14 protein-coding genes are annotated in these 16,823 nt (G+C 71.8%); 5 read left to right on the top strand and 9 right to left on the bottom strand.

Annotated features, from left to right (window positions below):
* Position 1 precedes the first annotated feature (1 nt).
* Positions 2 to 1,987, bottom strand: coding sequence for a DUF6311 domain-containing protein (locus ACFP2T_RS13000; RefSeq protein ID WP_377421149.1), 1,986 nt, complete (start codon positions 1,985 to 1,987; stop codon positions 2 to 4).
* Positions 1,984 to 3,981 (bottom strand): DUF6311 domain-containing protein, encoded by a 1,998-nt coding sequence (locus tag ACFP2T_RS13005; protein WP_377421151.1) that lies wholly within the window; start codon positions 3,979 to 3,981, stop codon positions 1,984 to 1,986. The genes ACFP2T_RS13000 and ACFP2T_RS13005 overlap by 4 nt, the downstream gene beginning before the upstream one ends.
* A gap of 199 nt (positions 3,982 to 4,180) precedes the next feature.
* Between ACFP2T_RS13005 and ACFP2T_RS13010 the strand changes: the two genes are divergently transcribed.
* Positions 4,181 to 5,371 (top strand): hypothetical protein, encoded by a 1,191-nt coding sequence (locus ACFP2T_RS13010; protein WP_377421153.1) that lies wholly within the window; start codon positions 4,181 to 4,183, stop codon positions 5,369 to 5,371.
* A gap of 64 nt (positions 5,372 to 5,435) precedes the next feature.
* Here the strand turns inward: ACFP2T_RS13010 and dxs are convergent, their stop codons facing one another.
* Positions 5,436 to 7,436 carry a 1-deoxy-D-xylulose-5-phosphate synthase gene (dxs, locus tag ACFP2T_RS13015; protein WP_377421155.1) on the bottom strand — a complete coding sequence of 667 codons (2,001 nt, stop codon included), beginning with the start codon at positions 7,434 to 7,436 and terminating at the stop codon, positions 5,436 to 5,438.
* 456 nt (positions 7,437 to 7,892) lie between these two features.
* Here dxs and ACFP2T_RS13020 point away from each other — a divergent pair, with 456 nt between their 5' ends.
* The gene (locus tag ACFP2T_RS13020) at positions 7,893 to 8,144 is read left to right on the top strand and encodes a hypothetical protein (protein WP_377421157.1); all 252 of its coding nucleotides are present in this window, start codon (positions 7,893 to 7,895) and stop codon (positions 8,142 to 8,144) included.
* Positions 8,145 to 8,302: 158 nt separating this feature from the next.
* Positions 8,303 to 9,082, top strand: a complete 780-nt coding sequence (locus ACFP2T_RS13025; protein ID WP_377421159.1) for an RNA ligase family protein — start codon at positions 8,303 to 8,305, stop codon at positions 9,080 to 9,082.
* Positions 9,083 to 9,104: 22 nt separating this feature from the next.
* On the opposite strand, the gene ACFP2T_RS13030 is transcribed toward ACFP2T_RS13025, so the two are convergent.
* Positions 9,105 to 10,442, bottom strand: a complete 1,338-nt coding sequence (locus ACFP2T_RS13030) for a class I SAM-dependent RNA methyltransferase (RefSeq protein WP_377421161.1) — start codon at positions 10,440 to 10,442, stop codon at positions 9,105 to 9,107.
* On the bottom strand, positions 10,439 to 12,619 hold the full coding sequence (locus ACFP2T_RS13035; RefSeq protein ID WP_377422773.1) for an APC family permease: 2,181 nt from the start codon (positions 12,617 to 12,619) through the stop codon (positions 10,439 to 10,441). The genes ACFP2T_RS13030 and ACFP2T_RS13035 overlap by 4 nt, the downstream gene beginning before the upstream one ends.
* A 245-nt stretch (positions 12,620 to 12,864) precedes the next feature.
* On the opposite strand from ACFP2T_RS13035, the gene ACFP2T_RS13040 reads away from it, so the two are divergent.
* Both ACFP2T_RS13040 and ACFP2T_RS13045 read left to right on the top strand, forming a co-directional pair.
* The gene (locus ACFP2T_RS13040) at positions 12,865 to 13,530 is read left to right on the top strand and encodes a potassium channel family protein (protein WP_377422775.1); all 666 of its coding nucleotides are present in this window, start codon (positions 12,865 to 12,867) and stop codon (positions 13,528 to 13,530) included.
* A gap of 1 nt (position 13,531) precedes the next feature.
* Positions 13,532 to 14,221: a potassium channel family protein gene (locus tag ACFP2T_RS13045; protein ID WP_196202036.1), complete on the top strand. Its 690-nt coding sequence runs from the start codon at positions 13,532 to 13,534 to the stop codon at positions 14,219 to 14,221.
* Between the two features lie 16 nt (positions 14,222 to 14,237).
* Here the strand turns inward: ACFP2T_RS13045 and ACFP2T_RS13050 are convergent, their stop codons facing one another.
* The 4 genes from ACFP2T_RS13050 to dut form a co-directional block, all read right to left on the bottom strand.
* A complete protein-coding gene (locus tag ACFP2T_RS13050) occupies positions 14,238 to 14,936 on the bottom strand; it encodes a DUF3159 domain-containing protein (RefSeq protein ID WP_377421163.1) in 699 nt (232 codons plus the stop codon).
* Between the two features lie 43 nt (positions 14,937 to 14,979).
* A complete protein-coding gene (locus ACFP2T_RS13055; protein WP_196202034.1) occupies positions 14,980 to 15,360 on the bottom strand; it encodes an OB-fold nucleic acid binding domain-containing protein in 381 nt (126 codons plus the stop codon).
* Between the two features lie 150 nt (positions 15,361 to 15,510).
* The gene (locus ACFP2T_RS13060; protein WP_377421166.1) at positions 15,511 to 16,266 is read right to left on the bottom strand and encodes a DUF3710 domain-containing protein; all 756 of its coding nucleotides are present in this window, start codon (positions 16,264 to 16,266) and stop codon (positions 15,511 to 15,513) included.
* A 12-nt stretch (positions 16,267 to 16,278) separates the two neighbouring features.
* Entirely contained in the window at positions 16,279 to 16,803 is a 525-nt protein-coding gene (dut, locus tag ACFP2T_RS13065) for a dUTP diphosphatase (protein ID WP_377421168.1), read from the bottom strand.
* Positions 16,804 to 16,823 lie beyond the last annotated feature (20 nt).

Genomic DNA, 16,823 nt, shown 5'->3' on the forward strand with positions numbered 1-16,823 from the left:
TTCAGTCGCCGACCTGGGCGCGGACGTCCCACACCCAGGCACCGGAGATGTCCCGACCCGGGCCGAGCAGCCGGTCGAGCGTCTCCTTGACCGGAGCACCCCGGTGCAGGCCGCCCTGTACCACGATCGCCGCCCGCCAGTGCCGGAGATCCTCGATCGCCTGCCGGCGTTCGGTGTCGCCGATCACCGGCACCTCTCCGCTGCGGGCGACCCGGCCGAGCAGCACCGCCGTCGGCCGGTCCGGCGAGCCCCACCGGGCCTGCCGGTTGTCCGGGCCGGTGGGACCGATGAAGTACCCGCCCGGCACGGTGAACGCCAGGCCGGTCCGGGCCGACCAGTACATCCCGGCGGTCGCCTCGCTGCCCGTCGTCGGCGGCACCGGCACGAGGGTGCGCCCCGGCGGCACGTAGGACCGCCACTGGCCGCTGGCGATGAACTCCGGTACCGGCCAGACCGGCTTGGTGACCAGCGGCGCCGGTGCCACCGGAAGCAGCACGGCGACGACCGCACCGGTCCAGAGCAGCCGGATCGGCACCCGTCCGCCCAGCGGAGCCGACCGGGCGGTCGCGGGCTTCTCCCCGGCGCCCTCGCCGACGGCGCTCTCGGTCGTCGCGGCCGCCCCGGCTCGGTCGAAGACCCGGTCGAAGGAGATCGCCAGCAGGATCGCCAGGACCGGGACGCAGATCAGCGGGAACCGGGCCGGCACCGCCAGGTCGATCAGCGGCAACCCCGAGACCAGCCGGTACGGGCCGGGCAGGTCGAGCGGTTGCCCGCCCAGACGTACGGTCTCGCCCAGCGCCAGCGCGGCGAAGACCACCGCGCAGAGCACCAACGCCTTGACCAGGGGTCGCCGCCACTGCCAGATCGCGATCACCGCGCAGAGCACGATCAGCCCCAGGCCGAAGAAGGAGTTCTCCTCGGTCGCGTTCGGGGAGAGCAGGCCGGGCACCGAGTCGTGTCCGGTGATCGACTGCCGGGCCACCGCGGTGAACGACTCCAGGTCCAGGGCGTACGCGACGGGATCGAACGGCAATCCCCGGTAGTGCGCGGGGCCGAAGAACTGGAACCACAGCGGGTACGCCAGCAGCACCGCCCCGGTCACCGTGCCCACGCCCAGCCGACCGAGGAAGGCCGGTGCCAGCCGCCGGGCCGTCGCCGGAGCCGCCACCGCGTAGCCGACGGTGAACAGCCCGCAGCCGAGGACCAGGAAGGCCAGCACCTCCTCGCCGAGGAAGACCTGGTAGGTCACCAGCAGTCCGAGCAGTACGCCCCGACGCGGTACCCGGTCCGTGCGCGGGTCGAAGACCACCCAGAGGATCGCCGGAACCAGGAACTGCGAGATCATGTGCAGGTGACCGGTGGCCTGGGAGATCATTCCCGGCGCGAACCCGCAGAACAGCCCGGCGACCGCCGCCCCGAACCGGGACGCGACGATCCGGCGGGACAGGAACAGGTACCAGGCGGCGGCCGTACCGGTCAGGGACAGCACCACGGCGAGCAGGTAGCTGGTCTGCGACCCGAACAGCAGGGTCACCGGGGTCAGTGGCACGCCGAGGCCCAGCACCGACGTGTTCGCCATCAGGTTGACCCCGTCGGGCGCGTTCAACGCCGTGCTGTAGAGCGGGTTCTCCAGTTGGGTCACCGCGCGGGCGGCCCGGGCGAGCATCCACTCGAAGAGCATCATGTCGTTGTCCGCGTACGTCATCCGGTCCCGGTGCAGCCAGAGCGCGGAGGTGACATAGCCCGCGACGGCGAGGTAGAGCGTGAGGACGGCTCCGTCGACGAGCGGTCCGGGACGTCGCCCGGCCCGGGCCCGTACGGCTCGGAACCAGCCCGTGCGGGCCCGTAACGCCTGGAACCAGCCGGTGCGGACCGGCCAGCCGTCCGGCCGGACCCGCCAGCGGCGGGTCGCCGGCGGCGATTCGGGCACGTCCGTCGGGACCGCGACGTCCGGCGCGGTCTCGGCGGGACGACCCGGCCCGCTCACCCAGCTGTACGGTCAGTCAGCGGGCGGACATCCCACACCCACACGTCGGCCCGGCGCTGGGCGGGGCCGGCGATCTGGTCGACGGTGCGGTGCAACGCCTCGACGTTGTCCTGCCGTACCGGCAGTACCAGGATCGCGGCCCGCCAGTGCCGCAGTTCGTCCAGGGCGCGCCGACGCTGCCGGTCGGTCAGGGTCGCGGGGCGGCCGGTCGTGGCCACGTCGTCGAGCACCGCGCTGAGCCCGCTCGGGCGTCCGCCGAACCGTCCCGGATCGCCGGTGTTCCCGTTGCGGGGCGCGAGGAAGTAGCCCCCAGGGATCTTGAAGTCCAGGTTGGTGGACGCGGCCCAGCGCATTCCGTTGGTGTGTCCCATCGCGGGGATCGGTACCGGTACCAGCGTCTGCTCGGGCCCGACGAAGGGGCGCCACTGGCCGGACGTGATGAAGGTCGGCACGGGTGGCCGGCTGACCTCGCGCAGCGGCAGCGGCAGGATCGGCACCAGCGCGATGACCAGCGCGGTCACCACCACCGTGCGCAGCATCCGCCGGTCGGCGATCTCCATCGCCCAGGCCCGGTCCGTGGCCAGGGCGAGAAGAAGTCCGATCACGACGGTGGTGATCAGGCCGAACCTGGTCGGCACCACCGCGTCCAGCAGCGGGGCCTTGACCAGGACGTCCCACGGCCCCCAGAACGCACCCCGGTTCCACCAGGAGATCCGCTCGCCGAGGGAGAGCACCGCGAAGAGCAGGCCGGTGACCGCGAGGGCCCGGATGATCACCTCACGCCGGAGCCAGACCACGATCGCCACGGTCAGCAGCGCGAGGCTCCAGCCGAAGAACGCGTTCTCCTCCGAGTAGTTCGGCGCGAGGTCGAGGTTGGCCCGCTGGTTCCCGCCCAGCGTCGTGGAGCCGGGCACGAAGAAGGCCGCGAGGTCGTTGCCGTAGTCCCGGACCGCGTCGCTGAGCCCGTGGTACGCCTGCCGGCCGGCGAACTGCACGAGAAGCGGGTACGCGAGCAGCGACCCGGCGAGCACCGCGCAGACGGCCAGGCCGCCGGCGAGGGGCCGCCACGCAGCGGCCCATCGACCCGGCTGCTGCACCACGACGGCGAACAGGAAGATCCCGCAGGCCATCGCGGTAAAGAGCAGGATCTCCTCGTTTATGAACGCCTGGTAGCTGACCAGCAGGGCGAGGATCACACCGTCCCGGATCACCCGGGTGGACCGGGTCAGCACCATGACCCGCCAGACGATGAACGGCAGGAGGAACTGCGAAATGATGTTCGGATGCCAGTTGGCGTGCGACAGCAGCGCCGGGGAGAAGCCGCAGAACCAGCCGCCGACGATGGCCGCGATCGGCGCCTTCACCAGGTGGCGGGAGATCACGTAGTACCAGGCGGAGGCGGTGCCGGCCAGGCCGAGCGTCACCAGGACCACGAACGAGACCGCCGGCCCGAACAGCAACGTCAGCGGCACCATGGGGATGCCCAGCCCCAGGATCGCCGTGTTGGCCATCAGGTTGACGCCGTCAGGATAGTTCAACCGGTCGGTGAAGAACGGGAATTCGCCGTGCAACACCACCCGGACCGAATGGGCGAGGAAGTACTGCACCTGGGCCGGGTCGCTGCTGTAGAGCGACGCCACCCGGCCGGCCGGGTCGAGCCAGATCTGGCTGGTCACCCAGAAGGCGGCGACCAGGAAGAACGCGTACACCGCGAGATCGCGGCGCCGGGTCGGCCAGCGTGGCGGGCGGGTCGTCGGAGTACCGCTGTTCCGGTCCGGCGTACCCGGATCCTCGACCGCCGCGCCGGATCGCGAACCCGCCTCGGCATCGGCGGCCGAGCCGGCGCCGGGCGTGGCGACCGACCCCGTTCCGGGACCGGCGCCCGAACCTGCCGACTGCGCCGCGCCCCCCTCGGTTCCGGTCGCCGTGCGGCCTCCGGGCTCGGGGCCCTCCGGGTCCGGTGTGGTTTCGAGACGTGGCTCGGCAAGCGTCACAGTCGGCGGAGTCTACAGGAGCACCCGATTGGTCCCGGATGCCTGGGCCGCCGGTTACCGCAGGGCGAGCAGCGTCCGGCGACGACCCGCGCCGGGGCGTACCCGATCGGCTGGCTTTGCCGGGTGACGCCCGGCCCGCGTCCGAGATCTCGTAGGATGTGGCTTCTGTAGACAGCTGAGGCGGATCGGGGGCACAGAGGTGGGTTCAGTCCCTCGTACCGGGATCACCGGCGCGGCGTTGGTGCTGGCTCTCCTCGCGGGTGGCTGCGGCACCATACCGAAGGAACCAGCGGTCGCGCTGCGGGTCGGCTACGACACACTGGACGGCACCCTCGCGGTGTGGCCGCCCCGGGGCACGCTGGCCGGGGATCCACAAGCGACCACCGCCGTGGCGAAGGCCGTGGACGAGTGGCGCTCGCCGGTCGAGGACCGGGTCCACCTTCCCTCCTCGGGGATCCTCTGGCTCGGCGAGGCGGACGGCAATCGGCTGGCACTCGTCGCCGCCGACGTACCGGGCGAATCGGCGTCCTGGCTGCTGCAACTGACCGGCGACGGCCCGGACTTCCGGGTCGAGCGGGCGGTCGAGTACACCGATCCGGGCTACCTGGTCTATTCCGACGTGCTGCCGGTGCAGCTTCCCACCGGGCGGCGCTATCTCGTCTCGGCCCGGGTGGACCGGCTCCTCGGACCGGACCGCCAGACGCTGGCCGTCACGGACGGCCTGACCGGCCCGGTCGCCCTGCCGGCCTGCTCCGCCACCACCGTCACCGCCCGGTTGCGCCCCAGCGAGTCGCTGCCGAACGGCAAGTCCGCCGACCGGCTCGTCGACCTCGGCACCGGCACGGTGGGGCCGCGCTATCCGCTGGTCACCGACGACACCGGATCGGCGGCGGCGGCGCTGCGCGGGCTCGACACCTGCGCACTCGGCGAGAAGACCGGGGCCTTCGGCAGCATCGCGCACCGCGTGCACGGCCGGGTCCACCCCGGATCGGTGCCGGCGTCGTGGCCGATCGACCAGGTCAAGTCGAAGACGTTGGCCGAGGTCGCGCTCGACGACACCGGACGGCCGAGCAAACTCGAGCAGCTCAGCTGGCGCACCGACGACGGCATGATGACCGCCGTGATGGTGCGGCCCACCGCCGGCCCGCCGGTGGTGTCGGCCGCGGACCGGGTCGAGGCGCTCCAGGGGTACGTCCTGCCGCTGGCCAGCCCCGTCGTCGTACTGGTCTGGGAGGACAGCCCGGAGGTCAGTCTCACGCTGCCGCCCGGTACGCCCCGCCGGATCGACCGCCCCGGTCTGATCGTGCTGGACAAGCCGACCAGCAGGCAGACGTACAGCCTCATGGTCAGCTCGGACAAGACCGTCCAGCGCTCGTTCGGCGGCAACTGAACAACCCGGTGAAGTGACGACGGGCCCGGTCAGGTCGACCAGGCCCGTCGTTCGGTAGGCGGGATCAGCGGCGCCCGTTGCGGCCCTTCGCCGTCCGGTCGCCACCGCCTGCGGCGGCCACCCGGACCGACGCGATGGACTCGTCGTCGAGCTGGGAGACCCAGCCGGTGACGTCCCGGGCCACGTCCTGCGCGGTCAGTCCCAGATCGGCCAGGATCTGCGCCCGGGTGCCGTGCGGCTGCCAGACCGGCGGTACGCCCAGATCGCGCATCGGCACCCGTACGTCCGCGTCCCGCATCGCCTTGGCCAGTGCGTCGCCGACACCGCCGGCCCGTACGCCGTCCTCCACCGTGACCACCAGCCGGTGCGCGCTGGCCAGGGTGACCAGCTCCGGTGGGATCGGCCGGACCCAGCGCGGGTCGACGACGGTGACGCCGTAACCCTGCTCGGCGACCCGGGTGGCCACCTCCATCCCGAGGTGCCCGAACGCCCCCACCGCGACCAGCAGCACGTCGGTACGGGCGGATTCGGCCAGCACGTCCACGCCGCCGGACACCGAGCCGGCGGCGGTGACCCGACGGATCGCCGGCAGGTCGGCCGCGACCGAGCCGGTCGGGAACCGCAGTACGGTCGGCCCGTCCTCGACCGCCACCGCCTCACGCAGTTCCGCCCGCAGGGTCGCGGCGTCCCGGGGTGCGGCGATCCGCAGTCCGGGTACCACCCCGAACACGGACATGTCCCAGATGCCGTAGTGGCTCGGGCCGTCCGGACCGGTGATGCCGGCCCGGTCCAGCACGAACGTCACCGGCAGCTTGTGCATCGCCACGTCGAGCAGCACCTGGTCGAACGCGCGGTTGAGGAACGTCGCGTAGACGGCCACCACCGGGTGCAGACCGCCCAGGGCGAGGCCGGCGGCCGAGGTGGCCGCGTGCTGTTCGGCGATGCCGACGTCGTAGACGCGCTCCGGATACTTGCGGGCCAGCGTGGCGATACCGGTCGGCTCGGCCATCGCGGCGGTGATGCCGACGATGTCGGGTCGCTCGTCGGCGACCGCGACCAACTCGTCGGCGAAGACCTGTGTCCATTTCAACGAGGGGGCGGCCAGCGAGGTGCCGGTCTCGACGTCGAACGCGCTCGGGCTGTGCAGGCAGTCGGCGTCGTCCTCCTCGGCCGGGCGGTAGCCCAGACCCTTGCGGGTCACCGCATGCACTATCACCGGCCCGCCGAAGCCCTTGGCCCGGCGCAGCGCCGATTCCATCGCCGCCACGTCGTGTCCGTCGACCGGGCCGAGGTACTTGATGCCCAGGTCCTCGAACATGGCCTGCGGGGCCACCGCGTCCTTGATGCCCTTCTTGACCGCGTGCAGCACCTCGTACATCGGCCTGCCGACCAGCGGGGTGGAGCCCAGCGCCTCCTTGACGACGTCGAGCACCTTCTCGTAGCCGGGGTTGAGGCGCAGCGTCGAGAGGTGGTCGGCGAGTCCGCCGATGGTCGGGGCGTACGACCGGCCGTTGTCGTTGACGACGATGACCAGCGGATTGCCGGCAGTGGCGATGTTGTTCAGCGCCTCCCAGCACATCCCCCCGGTGAGTGCACCGTCACCGACCACCGCGACCACGTTGCGTGACTCGCCGCGCAGCGCGTACGCCTTGGCCAGCCCGTCCGCGTAGGAGAGCGCGGTCGAGGCGTGCGAGTTCTCGATCAGGTCGTGCTCGCTCTCGGCCTGGCTCGGGTAGCCCGACAGGCCACCGCGCTGCTTCAGGCGGTCGAAGCCCGCCTGCCGGCCGGTGAGCATCTTGTGTACGTAGGCCTGGTGGCCGGTGTCGAACAGAAAGCGGTCCCGGGGCGAGTCGAAGACCCGGTGCATCGCGATGGTCAGCTCCACCACCCCGAGGTTCGGGCCGAGGTGCCCGCCCGTCCGGGACACCTTGGCGACCAGGAAGTCCCGGATCTCGGCGGCGAGCAGGCCGAGCTCGTCGGCGGACATCCGTTTGACGTCCTGCGGTCCGCGAACCGCGCCCAGCAACCGGCCGGTGGAAGTCGTCTCCTCGGTACGCTCGCTCATGCCACCACCTCGCCGCGCTCGGCAGGGGTATCGGGCCGCGCGGCACTGGGCTGGCTGATTCGCTCCCTACACAGGCTCATAGCCGCAGAGTCTATCGGGGCCGGTCCGGCCCGCAGCCGGGCCGCCGAACCACGTGCGTCGGATCCGGTGAAGATCGGTGGTGGATCCGGTGAAGATCGGTGCTGGGCCGCCTTCCGCACCCCGAGTGCGACATGTTGGCGGGCCAGGGTAGCCGACGCCGACCGTCACGGCTGACGAACCGCTTCGCCACCCGGGTGCCGGCCCGACGGCGATCAGCAGAGTCCCGTTGACCGGACGGTGCGCCGGTAGCGGACGGTCGACGATCGCCCACCGCGAGTGGTGGGGAGGGACTCGGCCAAACGAACGAAAAATCGGGCAGATACCACGAAGGGCCGTAGCATGGCCGGTAACCCCATCCTCCCCTAAGGTCTCGACATGTCGCCTGCTGGCCCTCGCCCGAGCCGCTTTCCCGGCGGCGCCCGTAGCAACCCGATGTCCGGCCGCTACGCCGCCGGTCAGGTACTCGCGGTAGGCATCGTGTTCCTTCTCGCGCTGCCGCTGCTTCCGTTGATTCTTCCGATCATCGCCTGGATCCGGTTCCGTGACCGGGCCGCCGCGCGAGCCGCGCGCCGCGATTCGGAGGCTGTCTCCACCGCCCGCCGGACTGCCGTACACGTCACCTCCTGATAGCGGTCGCGGCACGGCGAGGACACCGGCAAGTCCTCGCCGTGCCGGGGCTGCGGTACTCCGCAGGTCGATATCTGCGTTGCCGACTCGATCTCCATCCCCGAGAGTGGCCTGAGCCACCGCTCGGTGCCGGGAGCGGCAGATCACGGGGAGACAGCGTGTCCGACTTCGACGTCCGTACGGCGAACCTATCGATCATCAACTCGATGACGAAGTACCCGTCGATCCCGACGTACCACGCTCTCGACCCGCGCAACGGCGGGCTGCTCGACGCGACCGTCCCGTTCACCGGTCGGGTGTTCCTGACCGAGAAGGTCGACGGCACGAACGGCCGGATCGTCTCGCTGCCCGACGGCAGTTATCTGATCGGTAGCCGGGAGGAACTGCTCTACGCCCGTGGTGACCTGATCGGCAATCCCGCCCTCGGCATCGTCGAGGCGCTCCGCCCGATCGCCGACCGGCTGCGGCCGGCCGAACCGGACCGGATCGTGGTCCACTACCTCGAGGTCTACGGCGGAAAGGTCACCGCCGGGTCGAAGCACTACACCAGCGCGCGGACGGTCGGCGCCCGGCTGTTCGATGTCGCGGTCATCGACAACCACGCCGAACTCCTGGCCTGGCCGGCCGAGCGGATCTCGGCCTGGCGGGAGGCTGCGGGACAGCGGTTCCTCGCCGAGCGCGACCTGCTGGCCACCGCCGCCGCCTCGGGGCTGGAGACCGTGCCCCGGCTGGACGCGATCGAGGCCACGGAACTGCCGACCGACCTCGACAAGATGTTCCGGTTCCTCGGTGAGTACCTGCCCCGGACGACGGTGGCGTTGGACGGTACGCCGGGTCGGGCCGAGGGCATCGTGCTGCGGTCGGAGACCCGATCGGCGATCGCGAAGGCGCGGTTCCAGGACTACGAACGAACGCTGAAGCGACGCGGCACCCGCTGACGGTAGGCGGAGGCCGGGCCGCTCAACCGGCGGTTGGGGCCGCCGGGACCAGCAACGACACGAGTTCCACGTGCTGGGTCATCGGGAAGAGGTCGTATCCGCGCAGGGCGGCGAGTCGCCAGCCCGCCTCCCGGAACGTCCGCACGTCCCGGGCGAAGGCGGCCGGGTCGCAGGCCACGTAGGCGACCGCGCGGGTAGCGGCCGCGGCGACGGCCCGGACCACCTCCGCGCCGGCACCGGCCCGGGGCGGATCCAGCACCACCAGGTCCACCGGACCGATGATGCGGCGGCGGGACAGCGCCGGGGCGACCGACGCCCGCACCACCTCGATCTGGGGCAGGTCGCGCAGGTTCTGCCGGGCGGCCTGGACCGCCGCCGCGGCCGATTCCACCAGGGTTATCCGGCCGGTCGGGCCGACCCGGCCGGCGAGCGCGGCGGCGAACAGGCCGGCGCCGCCGTAGAGGTCCCAGGCGGACTCACCGTCCCGCGGGTCCAGCAGTTCGAGTACGGCCGCCGCCAGGGTGTCCGCGGCGGCGGGGTGTACCTGCCAGAACGCCTCCGGCGGCAGCTCCCAGACCCGGTCGACGGCCAGTTCCCGTACCGTCCCCGCGTCGTCGAGGGCAGCCGCGCCGTCCGGCGGGGTGGCGCCGCCATCCGGGGTGGCGGCGTCGCCCAGTTCGCCGCCGAGGCCCAGCCCGGTCGTCCGGCGTCCGCGCACCGTCACGTCGCCGCCGGAGGAGGCGGTCACCTCCACCACGTCGGCGTCCGGCCAGCTCCGACCGCTGGCCGGAAGCACCGGCTGTCGCTGGATCGCGGGATGGGCGATCAGGCAGCGGTCGATCGGTACGACCTCGTGGGAGCGGTGCTTGAGCAGTCCGGCCCGGCCCGCCGCGTCGACCGCGTAGCGCACCCGGGACCGCCATCCCAGCGACCCGCCGGGCAGCGCCTCGACCCGGACGTCCAGCTCGGCGATCTCCGCGGGGTCCAGCCGGGCCAGCCGACGTAGCTGCTCACGCACCACCTCCGCCTTCCAGTTCCGCTGCGCCGTGGGCGCGACGTGCTGGAGGTCGCATCCGCCACACCGGTCCGGCCCGGCGTACGGGCAGGGCGGCTCGACCCGGTCCGGCGCCGGTTCGAGTACGGTCACCGCGTCCGCCCGCAGGAAGTCCCGGCGTACCTCGGTGATCTCGGCGAGAACCCGTTCGCCGGGCAGCGCGTGCCGGACGAAGACCACCTGGCCGTCGAGCCGGGCCACACAGTGCCCACCGTGCGCCACCGGGCCGACGGTCAACTCGACCCGCTCCGCCTCACCGGGACCGGTCGTGGCCCGCTCGACCCGTTCCGCCTCGCCGGGACTCATCGGGGGCCGGCGCTGTCGGCGCCGGGGGCCGGCGGGGGCTCGTCGAGATCCGTACCGGGCGGCGGAGGCGGGGGCGGCGAGGCGGTGGTGGGGGGCGGCGACGGCGGGGCGGTGCTGATGCTCGACGGCCGTGCCGGGGCGGTCGTGGTGGTGCTCGACGGTGCCGGTGGCGTGATCAGGCCGCCGACGGTGGCGCCGCGTGGCCCCCGGGCGGGTCCGCGACGCAGTGTCGCGTCGTACCGGTCCAGGTTCTTCCGGGCGGTCGAGGCCAACTGCCACGGCACGCTGGTCACCATCACTCCCGGCTCGAAGAGCAGCCGGCCCTTGATCCGCAGTGCGCTCTGGTTGTGCAGCAGGTTCTCCCACCAGTGCCCGACGACGTACTCGGGGATGAAGACGGTGACCACGTCGCGCGGCGACTCCCGGCGGGCCGAGGCGACGAAGTCGAGGATCGGCCGGGTGATCTCCCGGTACGGCGAGTCGATCACGGTCAGCGGGACCGTCATCCCGTGTCGCTCCCACTCGGCCTGGACCGCCCGGGTGTCGACCTCGTCCACGCTGACCGTCAACGCGGTCAACGTGTCCGGCCGGGTGGCCTGGGCGTAGGCGACCGCTCGCAGGGTCGGCTGGTGCACCTTGCTGACCAGCACGATGGCGTGGTTGCGGGCGGGCAGCACCGGTCGGCCCTCGGCCGGGGTCAGCTCGGTGGCGATCCGGTCGTAGTGCCGGCGGATGCCGAGCATCATCGCGTAGATGACGGCCATCGCGGCGATCGCGATCCAGGCACCGAGCAGGAACTTGGTGAGCAGGACGACCACCAGTACGGCCGCGGTGAGCCCCATCCCGAAGGTGTTGATCGCCCGGGAACGGATCATCCGGCGCCGGACCACCGGATCCCGCTCGGTACGCAGCAACCGGTTCCAGTGCCGGATCATGCCGGCCTGGGAGAGCGTGAACGAGACGAAGACGCCGACGATGTAGAGCTGGATCAGCCGGGTCACCTCGGCCTGGAAGGCGATGATCAGCAGGCACGCGGTGACCGCGAGGAAGACGATGCCGTTCGAGAACGCCAGCCGGTCGCCCCGGGTGTGCAACTGGCGCGGCAGGTAGCGGTCCTGCGCCAGGATCGAGCCGAGCACCGGGAAACCGTTGAAGGCGGTGTTGGCGGCCAGGAAGAGGATCAGGGCGGTCGCACCGGCGACCACGAAGAGGAGTATCCCGTTGCCGAAGATGGCCTGGCCGAGCTGGACGGTCACGGTCTTCTGCACGTAGTCGACGGGGCCCTGTTCGAGCTGGCGGGCCGGGTTCTCCATGAACTGGAGGCCGGTCAGCCGGGACAGCCAGATGATGCCGACGATCATCACGATCGCCACCGTGCCGAGCAGCAGCAGCGTGGTGGCGGCGTTCTTGCTCTTCGGCGGCTTGAAGGCGGGTACGCCGTTGGAGATCGCCTCGACCCCGGTCAGCGCGGCGCAGCCGGAGGAGAACGCCCGGAGCAGCAGGAACGCCATCGCGGCGGCGGTCAGGTCGGCGTGCTCGGCGCTGACCACCAGGTCCGCGCTGGGTGCCCGGAGGTCGTGCCCGAGGACGAAGATCCGGACCAGCCCGGTGAGGATCATCCCGACGATGACGATGATGAAGCCGTAGGTCGGGATCGCGAACGCGGTGCCGGACTCGCGCAGCCCGCGCAGGTTGATCGAGGTGAGCACGACGACCGCGGTCACCGCGATTCCCACCCGGTGCTCGGAGACGAACGGCAGCACGGAGCCCAGGTTGGCCACGCCGGAGGAGACCGAGACCGCGACGGTCAACACGTAGTCGACCAGCAGCGCGCTGGCCACCCCGACGCCGAACTTGGGCCCCAGGTTGACCGTGGCCACCTCGTAGTCGCCGCCGCCGGAGGGGTAGGCGTGCACGGTCTGCCGGTAGCTCGCCACCACCGTGAGCATCACCACCACGACCGCCAGGGCCACCCACGGCGAGAAGAGGTACGCGGAGGTGCCGGCGATGGACAGCGTCAGCAGGATCTCGTCCGGGGCGTACGCCACGCTGGACAGCGCGTCGGAGGCGAACACCGGCAGCGCGATGCGCTTCGGTAGCAGTGTGTGCTGCAGCTTGTCGGACCGGAACGGTCTGCCCAGCAGCAGGCGCTTCAGCAGCGAGGCGGGTGTGGCCACAACCGGTAAGGGTACGGCTGCCGGAATTTCCCGGCCGACCGGTGGGGCGATCTTCACCGGTGCGGTGCCCGACAGCACGCTGGGCACGCCCGATCGGACGGTACGGCGCCGGACAGGACAGCCCGGACGAAGCCGACAGCACACTGCCGGGAGGTCGGGCGCCACCGGGTACGGGTCGCATGGCACGCTTTCGGTGAACCCACCCAATCCGACGGGTCGGTCACGTGATCACCGGGAGGACGTACGTGCACGTCGTGATCATGGGCTGCGGACGGGTCGGCTCGACCCTGGCCCACAACCTGGAGTCGCGCGGTCACTCGGTGGCCGTGATCGACCAGGACGCGGACGCCTTCCGCCGGCTCGGCTCGGACTTCGGCGGAATCACGGTCACCGGTGCCGGTTTCGACGGGGACGTGCTACGGCAGGCCGGCATCGAGCGGGCCGACGGGTTCGCCGCCGTGTCCAGCGGTGACAACTCCAACATCATCTCCGCCCGGCTGGCCCGCGAGACGTACGGCGTCTCCCGGGTGGTGGCCCGGATCTACGACTCGAAACGGGCGCAGGTCTACGAGCGGCTCGGCATCCCCACCGTGGCCACCGTCCGGTGGACCGCCGACCGGATCGTCCGGCACCTGGTCCCCGAGGGACACGTGGAGATCTTCCGCGACCCGACCAGCACCGTTTCGATCATCGAGGTGCCGGTACACGACGGCTGGGTCGGCCGACCGGTGCGCGGGCTGGAGGAGGCGACCGGAGCACGGGTCGCGTACGTGACACGGTTCGGCATCGCCGCCCTGCCCACCGCCTCGAGCGTGCTCCAGGAGGGCGATCAGATCTCGATGCTGGTCACCGACGACATCGCCAACCAGGTGACGACGGTGGCGGGCTCACCCCCGGAAGGAGGGCGCTGACATGCGGGTAGCCATCGCCGGCGCGGGCAACGTGGGCCGCTCGATCGCGCAGGAGCTGATCGAGAACGGGCACCAGGTGATGCTGATCGAGCGGAAGCCGAAGATGCTGCGCCCGGAGCGGGTGCCGGCCGCCGAGTGGATCCTGGCCGACGCCTGTGAGCTGGCCAGCCTGGAGGAAGCCGACATCGCGACCTGCGACGTGGTGGTGGCGGCCACCGGCGACGACAAGGTCAACCTGGTGGTCTCGCTGCTCGCCAAGACCGAGTTCGCGGTGCCCCGGGTGGTCGCCCGGATCAACCGGGCCGAGAACGAGTGGCTCTTCACCGACCAGTGGGGCGTCGACGTGGCGGTCAGCAAGCCACGGGTGATGGCGGCCCTGGTCGAGGAGGCGGTCACCGTCGGCGACCTGGTCCGGCTGATGACCTTCCGCCAGGGCGAGGCGAACCTGGTCGAGATCACCCTGCCGCCGACGGCGCCGTACGTCGGCCACCCCATCCACGCCGTACCGCTGCCCCGCGACTCGGCGCTGGTCGCCATCCTGCGGGGCAAGCGGGTGCTCGTGCCGAGCCCCGACGACCCGTTGGAGGCCGGCGACGAGCTGATCTTCGTCTGCACGGCCGAGGTCGAGGACGAGGTCCGCAAGGTCGTGCTCGGTCCGGACAGCGTCGAACGGACCCGCAACACCAAGTGAGCCGCCGGAGCGGCGGTCAGCTCCCGACGGCGGCGGGTACGGCCGGGGTCCGGTTCACCCGGCGTACCGCCCAGATGGTGATCACCAGCAGCAGCGCGTACGGCGGGTAGCCCAGGGCCAGCCGGGCGATGCCCAGCGCGGTGTCCTTGTCGGCCAGGTACAGCCCGGCCTGCACACCCACCTTGGCCAGCCACACCACGCCCCACAGCACGGTGAGCCGGGTGAAGGTGCGGACCAGCCGTGGGTCGTCGCGCCACTCCGAGCGGCCGCCGCCGACGATGATCGACCAGATCCAGCCGACCAGCGGTTGGCGGATCACGGCCGAGCCGAGCAGGACCAGCCCGTAGACGATGCCGTAGAGGATGCCGGGGAGGTAGAAGTCCCGCTCGTCACCGGTCCGCCAGGCGATCAGCGCGCCGATGCCGATCCCGAAGAGGCCGTTCACCGCGTGTCGGATCGGCCGGCGCTGGAGCAGCCGGATGACGGCGATGGCCACCGCGACCGCCACCGAGGCGATCACCGCGGGCCGCAGCTCGGCGATGATGTTGATCACCACGAAGATGACCACGGGGATGCTGGACTCGACCATCCCCCGCCAGCCACCGAGCTGTTCGGCCATCTGTTCGGTCATGCTGGGGAGCTGTTCGTCGTCGGTGGACCGGCCGGCGTCCGGCCCGCCGTCCGTCTTGTCGATTCGGGGCTGTCCAGCGGTCATGTGGGATTCTTCCGGTCGCGGCCCTCGTCGCCTACGCTCACCCTCACCGAGGCAACTCCAGCTCGTAGTACGGGTTGTAGATGACTTTACGGTCATCACGTACCGCCATGCGACCACGAGCGGTCAATTGCCGGCCCGGTTCGATCCCGGAGATGTGCCGACGCCCCAGCCAGACCAGGGTCACGATGTCACTGCCGTCGTAGAGATCCGCCTCCAGCGTCGGCAGGTTCGTCCGGGGGGTGTAGACCACCGTGCGGAGCCGGCCGGAGACCGACACCACCTGGCCCCGGGTGCACTGTCCCGCCGGAGTGCTGCCGCACTCGGCGCTCTCCCGGAGCAACTCCTCCGCCTCGATCTCGGCCTCACTCGCGGTCAGCCGTTGCAGGAACCCCCGCCACGAGATTCGGCCCTGGTCGGTCGCCATGACCCGGTGTCACCCTCCTCGACGTGCCGGACCCGGCACGTCCTCGTCACGACTCGCGTGGAGCCGTACCGCAAGCGTACGCCGGACCGGCTCGCCCGGCCCCGGCCGGGCGAGCCGGCCCGGCCGGGCAGCGGCGCGGCGGGTGGGCGGTCAGGCGTTCCGGCGCCGGGGCGGGGGGTCGGTCCGGTGCGGCGTCTGGTGACCCGAGACCACACCGTTGACCGGCGGGCCGGTCGTCGCGGACCCCTCGGCGGGCTGCTCCGTGGTCGCCCCGGCCTCGTCGGGATCGCGCGGCAGCCGCAGCGGCAGCGGCTCCCGGACCGGCTTGGCCTCCTGGCCACGGTCGACCACGAGTCCGTCCAGGCACTCGGCCAGCGGGCCGGCCGCGGCCGGGTCACTGGCGGCCCGACCCTGGAAGACTCCCTGGATCATCCACCGGGGGCCGTCGACGCCGACGAACCGCAGGTCGGCCACGCCGCCGTCCGGGGTACTGACCCGGGCTCGCAACTCGGTGCCGTAGTCGCCGGTCACCTCCTCGGCCACCACGCCGTCGGCGGCCAGCGACGTCCGGATCTCCTCCCGCCACTCGTCCCAGATGCCCTCCGTACGCGGCGCGGCGAACACCCCCAACTGGAGGGCGCTCTCGCCGTACACCAGGACGACCTGCTGGATCACGCCTTCGGGATTGGCCTGGACCCGTACCTCCACCTCCGCGATGGCCGGGATCTGCAGGCTGCCCAGGTCGAGTCGCTGCACCCCTTCCGGCGCCTCGGCGAGGTCGTACGGCCCATGCTGCGGGACGTCGGGTGCGGCCGAGGCGGTGAGGTCCTGGGTGTCGGCGGTCTGCCGACCGGACCGGTCGTCGCGGGCATGGCGCCCGCCGCCGCGTCCTCGGGAGAAGATCATCTTGCTTACCTGCTACCTTCCGCTCACGGCTGCGGGGTGGGCGCTCGCCCCCTCGGTCTTGCCACTCGGGTCACGCGCGGCGACCAGGCCGGCGTGCCCGCCCGTCGAACCGTGTCCGCCCTCCCCACGCGAGGAGTCGGGCAGTTCGTCGACGGCCTGGAACTCGGCCCGCTCCACCCGTTGCACCACGAGTTGCGCGATCCGGTCACCCCGCGAGATCTTCGCCGGGGAGACCCGGTCGTGGTTGATCAGGTTGACCAGGATCTCACCGCGGTAACCGGCGTCGACCGTACCGGGCGCGTTGAGGACGGTCACACCGAGCCTGGCCGCCAGCCCGGACCGGGGGTGGACCAGGCCGACGTGGCCCTCGGGCAGCGCCACCGCGATACCGGTGCGGACCAGTCGCCGCTCGCCCGGAGGGATCTCGACCTCCTCCGCGGCCACCAGGTCGGCCCCGGCGTCGCCGGGGTGGGCGTACGCCGGCAGCGGCAGGTCCGGATCGAGCCGCCGAATCGGCACGGGCACCACGTACGTCACGCTGTCACTCTCCTGCCAAG

It is taken from the genome of Plantactinospora solaniradicis, from assembly GCF_042658085.1.
In the GTDB taxonomy this organism is placed as follows: Bacteria; Actinomycetota; Actinomycetes; order Mycobacteriales; family Micromonosporaceae; genus Plantactinospora; species Plantactinospora solaniradicis.